Below are 7,478 nucleotides of genomic sequence, written 5' to 3'. Positions count from 1 at the left end.
TGGGCGGCTCTCCGCTTCGATCACTTAGGCACCAGCATCGCGACCTTGATGGTTTCAGTCGTGGCCATCTGGGGTACCACCCACGACACGGGCCCCTTCGCCGCCGAATCTCCGGTGGATAGCCTCGTGAGGTGGTGCACCTTCGCGAACGTCGTGGCGGTGACCGGACTGCTGCTGGTGGCGGTACGTGCTCAGGAGCAGCGCGTCCATAGCCTGCTGCAGGCATCCCACATCGAATTGGAACGGCGCGTCCAGGAGCGAACCGAAGACCTGGAGAAGACAAACAATGAACTAAAGGAGGAGATGGCGCGGCGCCGTCTGTTGGAAGGAGAACTGATCCAGATCGGCGATCAGCAGCAGAGACTCATCGGCAGGGAACTGCATGACGGACTTGGGCAACACCTGACCAGCCTGGGTCTGTACAGCGCCGCCTTGAATCAGAAACTGCAGACCCAGGGCCACCCAGCCGCCGCCGACGCCACTACCATCGTCGGATTGGTGAAGCAGGCGTCCTTGATGACCCGCAGGATTGCCCATGGCCTGGACCCGGTCGCCATGGAATATGGTGGCCTTGCGGCCGCACTGCATGTGCTGGCGGAGACGACTCGCGCGCTTAATGGCGTGGATTGCATGCTCCGGATCAACCCAGATGTGGACTTACTGGATCCGCCGACGCAGATCAACCTGTACCGTGCGGCACAGGAAGCAGTCAACAACGCGCTGAAATATAGCGAAGGCCGCCACATCTGGATCGACTTGGAGCGCGCAGGCGGTTCGCAGACGCTTTCGATCAGTGACGACGGGGTGGGCGTCGGCCCGGAACAAATGGAGCGTGCCTCAGGGCTGGGACTCCACAACCTGCGTCACCGGGCGAGCCTTCTGGGCGGCTCTTGCACCGTGACCCGCAATGCTTTGGGTGGCACCACGGTCGCCATCCGCTATCCGATACCGGAGCGCCCGGACCATGCACGGGAACTCGTCTAGCTCAGGCCGCGCGACTCAAATCCTGATCGTGGATGACCACCCCATCATCCGGGAGGGGATGACGCACTTGCTGAATCTGCAAGGGGATCTGCACGTCTGCTGTGCGGCCGGCAGCGCCGAAGAAGCCTTGGCCGCGATGGCCTGCCAGCCCGACATGGCCATTGTGGACATCAGTCTGCAATCGGACTCCGGCCTGGATCTTGTCAAGACCCTCCGCCACCGCTACCCAAATTTGGCAATCCTCGTCCTCAGCATGCATGACGAAAGCCTGTTTGCCGAACGCGCACTACGGGCCGGGGCAAACGGGTATCTGATGAAACTCGAGGCCACAGAGCATGTCATGAGTGCCATCCGCGACGTGCTGGCAGGCAATATTTATTTGAGCGCCGCCATGCATGAAAAGCTGGCGCGAGCCCTTGCGGGTCCCAAAAAAATGCCGGCGGGGCCAATTGCGAGCCTTTCGGAACGGGAATTCGAGGTCCTGCAGCTGATCGGACTCGGCTTCAGTACCCGCGAAATCGCCGAGAAACTGAATCGGAGCGTCAAGACCATCGAGGCACACCGGGCCAACATCAAAGAAAAGCTGAATATCCGTAACGGCAAGGAGCTGATGCGCTTCGCAATTCAGTGGATCGAGAGCCAATAGGGCGGAGCCCGGTCACTGAATAAGGCAATCCCCTAGCCTCGTTTAGGAAAAGTACCTTATTCATGCGCATGCGGTCAGCGCATACAGTGCAGTGGTACCTGTCGGCGTGCCGCAACCCGTGGACGGGGGGCAGTCGAAACCCGGCAGTTCCACGCGGTTCGCCGCCATGAACACCAGTATCCAGCGAACCGTTGTAGTTTCTGATTTCCGCACTGTCGTGGCCCTATGGATGGGCCGTGGGAGATAGGACTTGCCCATCCAGAGAGAGCCTCGAGCTGGCTTGCGTGCGCTACGCCGACGTTCTGCTTACAGATCAGAAAAATAATTCCAATATCGTTCCAACTGGAACAACCAGCAGAACATCCATAAATACCAAAGGAGTACGTTGCAGGTGATGAAAATAGATCCAGGCTGGATGCCTGGGCCCTATCCTGGAGCGGCCGCGATACAAAAAAAAGAGGTAACTCGGGAATAAAGGAAATTCTGCCCTGGTATTGCAAGAGCGTGCCGAGTCCTTGCAAGACCCTTTGATGCCTTTCGAAACGGCACGAAATCCCGGCGCAAACTGTGTGATTCGATTGGCGTCGGGCATGTCATGCACCATGCTGGAGAATACGATGAAAACTCTGACTTTGATCCCTATTGCCGCATTGACGTTGTGCACCACGCTCGCCTATGCGGGTGACAACACCGACACATCCAGGACGGCCTCCGACAGCAACGCCGCTATGACGTCGGATGCAGTCGGCGGTACGTCCGTGGGCAGTAGCGGGAGCGGCGCCCTCCGTGGCAAGACTCGCGCAGAGGTCATTCAGGAATTGCAGCGCGCCCAGAAGGACGGCACGCTGGATCGCTTGAACGCGCTCTACGGCGGGCAGTGAGCAGATGCACGGGATGCGGTACGGTGCGCGCCGCACAGCGTCCCGGGAAACGACGTCAACAATTGGAGCGAGGGGCCACAGCCCGGGAGAATGGCAGGACTCGAGCTGACCGTCGCACATCACGGCGCTCGCCAGGACATGGACGGATGAGCGGAAAACCGAGCTGGCTAACCCGGCCAGCGGATGGACCTACTCGCAATCAACCGTCGCACGGTCGTGTCGCTGCTCGTCGCGAAATTGCGCCGGCGTGATCGCATGCGCTTGGCGAAGGCTGGACGTGAAATGGCTGTTGCTGCTGAATCCGCCGTCCTGCGCGATGCGCGCGATCGCGCAGTTTGCCCGCGGTCATTTCCTGATCCAGGCCGCTACATGACTATCAACGCCCCAAAAATCAATGCACGGATAAGGTGCCGATTCGGCATACCTAGGTGCGCGCCGTCACCGGAGCGGGGCGGAAACCCGCTGCGCTGCGCCCAAATGCGGCGATTTTGCTTTGGCACGCTTCTCGCTCAGGAAGGAGTGCAAGGAGCCGGCGCATCATCCGGTTTAACACACAATCTGGAAATGGACGGCTAGGGTTCCGGCCTGCTTCACGCAGGTGCTGGTCCGAGAGCTGTCGACCTCAGGTGAGGTTACACGGCGGGACAAAAGCCCGGGAGAGAACGCGATGTTTGCGCTGCTCCCTGCCGTCGCTAACCGTCCCTTCCGAGGTCAACCTCATGCGCAAGCTCGTTCGCTTTCTCAGCATCGCCGCCGTCTCTCTCGCCGCTTTCACCTCAACCTCCTCGTTTGCCGCCGGACGCACCGACTTCAAGGTGTGCTGGACCATCTACGCGGGCTGGATGCCGTGGGGCCAGGCCAAAACCCAGGGCATCGTCTCCAAGTGGGCCAAAAAATACGGCATCAACGTCGATGTCGTGCAACTGAACGACTACGTCGAATCCATCAATCAGTACACCGCCGGCAAGTTCGACGGCTGCGCGATGACCAACATGGACGCGCTGACCATCCCGGCCTCGGGCGGTGTGGATTCGACCGCCCTGATCGTCAGCGATTATTCGAACGGCAACGACGGCGTGCTCATCAAGGGCAAGGGCAAGCAGATTGCCGACCTCAAGGGCCAGCAGATCAATCTGGTGCAGTTCTCCGTGTCTCACTACCTGCTGGCGCGCGCCCTCGAGAGCGCGCATATGAGCGAGCGCGACCTCAAAGTGGTGAACACCTCCGATGCCGACATCTCCGGTGCGTTCGCCACGCCCGCTGTCCACAACGCGGTGACGTGGAACCCGATGCTTGCCGACCTGAAGGCGCAGCCGAACGTCACGGAGGTCTTCGACTCGAGCAAGATCCCCGGCGAAATCATGGACATGATGGTCGTCAACACGAAGACCCTGAACGACAACCCGGCGCTCGGCAAGGCGCTGACGGGCGCATGGTTCGAGATGGTCGCGTTGATGCGAGCCAATAACGCCGACAGCACCGGCGCGCTCACCGCGATGGCGAAGGCATCGGGCACCGATCTCGCGGGCTTCAAGGGCCAACTGTCGACCACCGCGCTGTTCTACACGCCGAAGGCCGCGCTCGATTTCGTCACCAGCCCCGACATGCCGAAGATCATGACGCGCGTCGCGAAGTTTTCGTTCGATCACGGTCTGCTCGGGCAGGACGCCAAGAGCGCGGACGTGGTCGGCATGGCGTTCGACAAGGGCGTTGTGATCGGCAACAAGAGCAACGTCAAGCTGCGCTTCGATCCGACCTACGTGGAAATGGCGGCTGCCGGCAAGCTCTGAGCCAGACAACACGCATTTGATAAGGCAGGCATCCATGCGACTCATCAATCGACACCCCAGCCGAAGCGGCGGCCTGATGCTGCTGTTGCTGCCGTTCATCGTGCTGATGGCGGTCTATTTCACCGGGTCGTCGATGCGGCTCAAGGTCAATCCCAATGACAAGCTGCTGCCGAGCGCCACGCAAATGACCGACGCCATCAAGGAGGTCGCTTTCAACGAGGACAAGCGCACGGGCGAGTATCTGCTGTGGGCCGATACGGTGTCGAGCTTGAGACGGCTCGGCATCGGCCTCGTCGTGAGTGCCGTGATTGCCTTGGTGGCGGCCATTGCGACAGGCGCTTTTCCGCTGGTGAGCGCAACCTTTTCACCGTTCATTACGGTGATTTCGATGATTCCGCCGCTCGCGGTGCTGCCCATCCTGTTCATCGTGTTCGGGCTCGACGAGTTGTCGAAGGTGGTCCTCATCGTGGTCGGCATTACGCCGATGATCATCCGCGATCTGCACGCGCGGGCCCGCGAGATCCCAACCGAGCTGTGGGTCAAGGCGCAGACGCTTGGCGCAACCAGTTGGACCTTGATTCTGCGTCTCGTGCTGCCGCAACTGCTGCCGCGCTTACTGGTGGCGATCCGTCTCTCGCTCTGCTCTGCTTGGCTGTTTCTGATCGCTGCGGAAGCGATCGCTTCGACGGACGGTCTCGGCTACCGCATTTTTCTGGTGCGCCGCTACCTCGCGATGGACGTGATCCTGCCTTACGTCGCGTGGATCACGCTGCTCGCGTGGCTCACCGACGAACTGCTGCGCCGTCTCACGCAATGGTCGTTCCCCTGGTATGGCGGAGGCGCACGATGATCGAAGTTCGTAACGTCTGGAAGCAATACGGCGATCAGGTCGTGCTCGAACGATTGAACCTGCGCGTCGATGAAGGCGAGTTCTGTTCGATGGTCGGCGCATCGGGCTGCGGCAAGTCCACATTCCTGCGGCTGTTGCTCGGCCAGGAACGCGCGACGCGCGGCGAGATTCTGCTCGACGGCAAACCCTTGCCGGGTGAACCCGATGCGCATCGCGGCGTGGTGTTTCAGCGCTATTCGGTGTTCGACCATCTGAGTGTGGTCCGCAATGTGATGCTGGGACTCGAATTGCCGCGCGCGAAGTTCACGGGCCGACTGTTCGGTGCACGGCGGCGTGCGGCGCGTGACGAAGCCGCAGCGATGCTGGAACGCGTGGGCCTCGGCGCGGCGTTGGATAAATATCCGCAGCAACTGTCGGGCGGCATGCAACAGCGTCTCGCGATTGCCCAGGCGCTGATGATGAAGCCGCGCGTGTTGCTGCTCGATGAGCCATTCGGCGCGCTCGATCCCGGCATCCGCAAGGACATGCACGACTTGCTGCTGGGTCTGTGGCGTGAATCGAAGCTGACGATCTTCATGGTCACGCATGACCTGAAGGAAGGCTTCACGCTTGGCAGCCGCGTGCTGGTATTCGACAAGGTCCGTGTCGATCCTCAAGCGCCCGGCGCCTACGGCGCGCGCATTACCTACAACATTCCGCTCGACCACAGCCGCGACTCCGCGTCGTCCATCCATATGGCCCAAGCCGTGGTGGAAGGCGCATCGCGTGTCGAAGCGGTCTCAGCCTAACGGGAATCCTGACAACATGGATTTGCTACTCGAAGACACCGTCCCCGGCGGCGGCCATGCATCGCTGATCGTCAAGCGCGGCCAGTCGTTGCGCATCACCGACCTGCGCGGCGGCGCGAACGTCAGCGTTATGTTGATCAACGCAACCGAGAAGAGCGAACGGCTCAACCTCCCCGATACGCTGAAGTGCCAGCACACGGCGAAACTGACGGCCGGTCATTGCCTTTATTCCGATATGGGTCGCGTGCTCGCCGCGATCGTTGCGGACACCTGCGGCTGGCACGACAGCATCGGCGGCGTATCGAATGCCGACGAAGTGCATGAACGGTACGGCACGGGCCGTTATCAGGAACTGCGCAATGCGTTCTATCGCAACGGCACGGACAATCTGCTTGTCGAAATGGGCAAATGGGGGCTCGGTATCTCGGACCTCCTGATGACGCTCAATCTCTTTAGCCGTGTCGATGTCACCGACGCGGGTGCCCTGAATTTCGTGCCCGGCAATTCGAAAGCCGGCGATTACGTCGAGCTGTATGCGCCGATGAACACGCTCGTCGTGCTCACCGCGATCCAGCATCCACTCGATCCGAATCCGGAATACGCACCCAAGCCGGTCAGGCTTGCGTTGAGCCACGCGGAGCGCGACGTCGCCGAACTTTGCCGAACCTCATGCGAGGAAAACGTGCGCGGTTTTATCAACACCGATCGTTTCTTTCTTTGAGCGGAGCCTGACACCATGACAACGACGCTTACAGTCAGCGACAAACGCCCCGAACACGCGGTCTTTCGCGAGACACTCGCGGCCGGCGAGCCGTGGCTTCACGAACTGAAAGCCGGCCAGACGCTGCGCATTCTCGATCTGGAAGGCAATCAGGCCGTCGATACGCTGTTCTACAGTCTTGCAGATCCGCGTGAGCGTTTCGACCCGCAACGAACGCTGCGCCGGCAGAAAAGCCTCTATCTGACGACGGGTACCGTGCTGTATTCGAACCTCGGCAATCCGATGCTGACGATCGTCGCCGATACCTGCGGCCGCCACGATACGCTCGGCGGCGCCTGCGCGCAGGAAAGCAACACAGTTCGCTACGCGCTGGAAAAGCGCTACATGCATAGCTGCCGCGACAACTACCTGCGTGCCTGCGCGCACGACGGACGTTTGTCGAAGCAGGATATCGGCGCGAACATCAACTTCTTCATGAACGTGCCGGTGACGTCCGAAGGCGGTCTTACATTCGAAGACGGCATCTCGGCGCCGGGCAAGTATGTCGAATTGCGCGCGGAAATGGATGTGATCGTGCTGATCTCCAACTGCCCGCAGTTGAACAATCCGTGCAACGCCTATAACCCGACGCCCGCGGAACTGCTGATATGGAACTGAAGCGTATCCGCAACTGGCTTTATTTCGTCATGCTGGTTCGCTCCGGACGATGCGGCACCCGCACGCGCGAACAACTGACCCACGCAGATCGCTGACACGGACCTCTGCCGCGGACGACCGCGGCATGCAATTCCCACGTGGCGGGACGGCCCGCCCATGAA

The 7,478-nt window shown here is 60.7% G+C and carries 8 protein-coding genes and 1 riboswitch; all 8 genes read left to right on the top strand.

Annotated features, from left to right (window positions below; translation table 11 throughout):
• A partial coding sequence (locus AC3WLT_RS18575) for a sensor histidine kinase (RefSeq protein WP_492593157.1) occupies nt 1-984 on the top strand: 984 nt, incomplete at its 5' end.
• Nucleotides 965-1,630 carry a response regulator gene (locus AC3WLT_RS18570; protein WP_492593156.1) on the top strand — a complete coding sequence of 222 codons (666 nt, stop codon included), beginning with the start codon at nt 965-967 and terminating at the stop codon, nt 1,628-1,630. The genes AC3WLT_RS18575 and AC3WLT_RS18570, both read left to right, overlap by 20 nt.
• A gap of 617 nt (nt 1,631-2,247) precedes the next feature.
• Nucleotides 2,248-2,511: a DUF4148 domain-containing protein gene (locus tag AC3WLT_RS18565; protein ID WP_492593155.1), complete on the top strand. Its 264-nt coding sequence runs from the start codon at nt 2,248-2,250 to the stop codon at nt 2,509-2,511.
• Between the two features lie 561 nt (nt 2,512-3,072).
• Nucleotides 3,073-3,172, top strand: a riboswitch (guanidine-I (ykkC/yxkD leader).
• Nucleotides 3,173-3,230: 58 nt separating this feature from the next.
• Nucleotides 3,231-4,301 (top strand): putative urea ABC transporter substrate-binding protein, encoded by a 1,071-nt coding sequence (locus AC3WLT_RS18560; RefSeq protein WP_492593154.1) that lies wholly within the window; start codon nt 3,231-3,233, stop codon nt 4,299-4,301.
• Nucleotides 4,302-4,335: 34 nt separating this feature from the next.
• A complete protein-coding gene (locus AC3WLT_RS18555; protein ID WP_492593153.1) occupies nt 4,336-5,151 on the top strand; it encodes an ABC transporter permease in 816 nt (271 codons plus the stop codon).
• On the top strand, nt 5,148-5,939 hold the full coding sequence (locus AC3WLT_RS18550; protein ID WP_492593152.1) for an ABC transporter ATP-binding protein: 792 nt from the start codon (nt 5,148-5,150) through the stop codon (nt 5,937-5,939). Before AC3WLT_RS18555 ends, AC3WLT_RS18550 begins: the two co-directional genes overlap by 4 nt.
• 16 nt (nt 5,940-5,955) lie before the next feature.
• Nucleotides 5,956-6,660, top strand: coding sequence for an urea amidolyase associated protein UAAP1 (locus tag AC3WLT_RS18545; protein ID WP_492593151.1), 705 nt, complete (start codon nt 5,956-5,958; stop codon nt 6,658-6,660).
• A 15-nt stretch (nt 6,661-6,675) separates the two neighbouring features.
• A complete protein-coding gene (locus AC3WLT_RS18540) occupies nt 6,676-7,317 on the top strand; it encodes an urea amidolyase associated protein UAAP2 (protein ID WP_492593150.1) in 642 nt (213 codons plus the stop codon).
• Nucleotides 7,318-7,478: the final 161 nt, after the last annotated feature.

The organism is Paraburkholderia sp. FW306-2-2C-D06C, assembly GCF_058781505.1.
This window is presented reverse-complemented; position numbering and strand designations above follow the sequence as displayed.

Coding starts and splice junctions, on each gene's coding strand:
- AC3WLT_RS18545 (WP_492593151.1), top strand. CDS start 5,956: ATGGATTTGCTACTCGAAGACACCGTCCCCGGCGGCGGCCATGCATCG.
- AC3WLT_RS18555 (WP_492593153.1), top strand. CDS start 4,336: ATGCGACTCATCAATCGACACCCCAGCCGAAGCGGCGGCCTGATGCTG.
- AC3WLT_RS18560 (WP_492593154.1), top strand. CDS start 3,231: ATGCGCAAGCTCGTTCGCTTTCTCAGCATCGCCGCCGTCTCTCTCGCC.
- AC3WLT_RS18570 (WP_492593156.1), top strand. CDS start 965: ATGCACGGGAACTCGTCTAGCTCAGGCCGCGCGACTCAAATCCTGATC.
- AC3WLT_RS18540 (WP_492593150.1), top strand. CDS start 6,676: ATGACAACGACGCTTACAGTCAGCGACAAACGCCCCGAACACGCGGTC.
- AC3WLT_RS18550 (WP_492593152.1), top strand. CDS start 5,148: ATGATCGAAGTTCGTAACGTCTGGAAGCAATACGGCGATCAGGTCGTG.
- AC3WLT_RS18565 (WP_492593155.1), top strand. CDS start 2,248: ATGAAAACTCTGACTTTGATCCCTATTGCCGCATTGACGTTGTGCACC.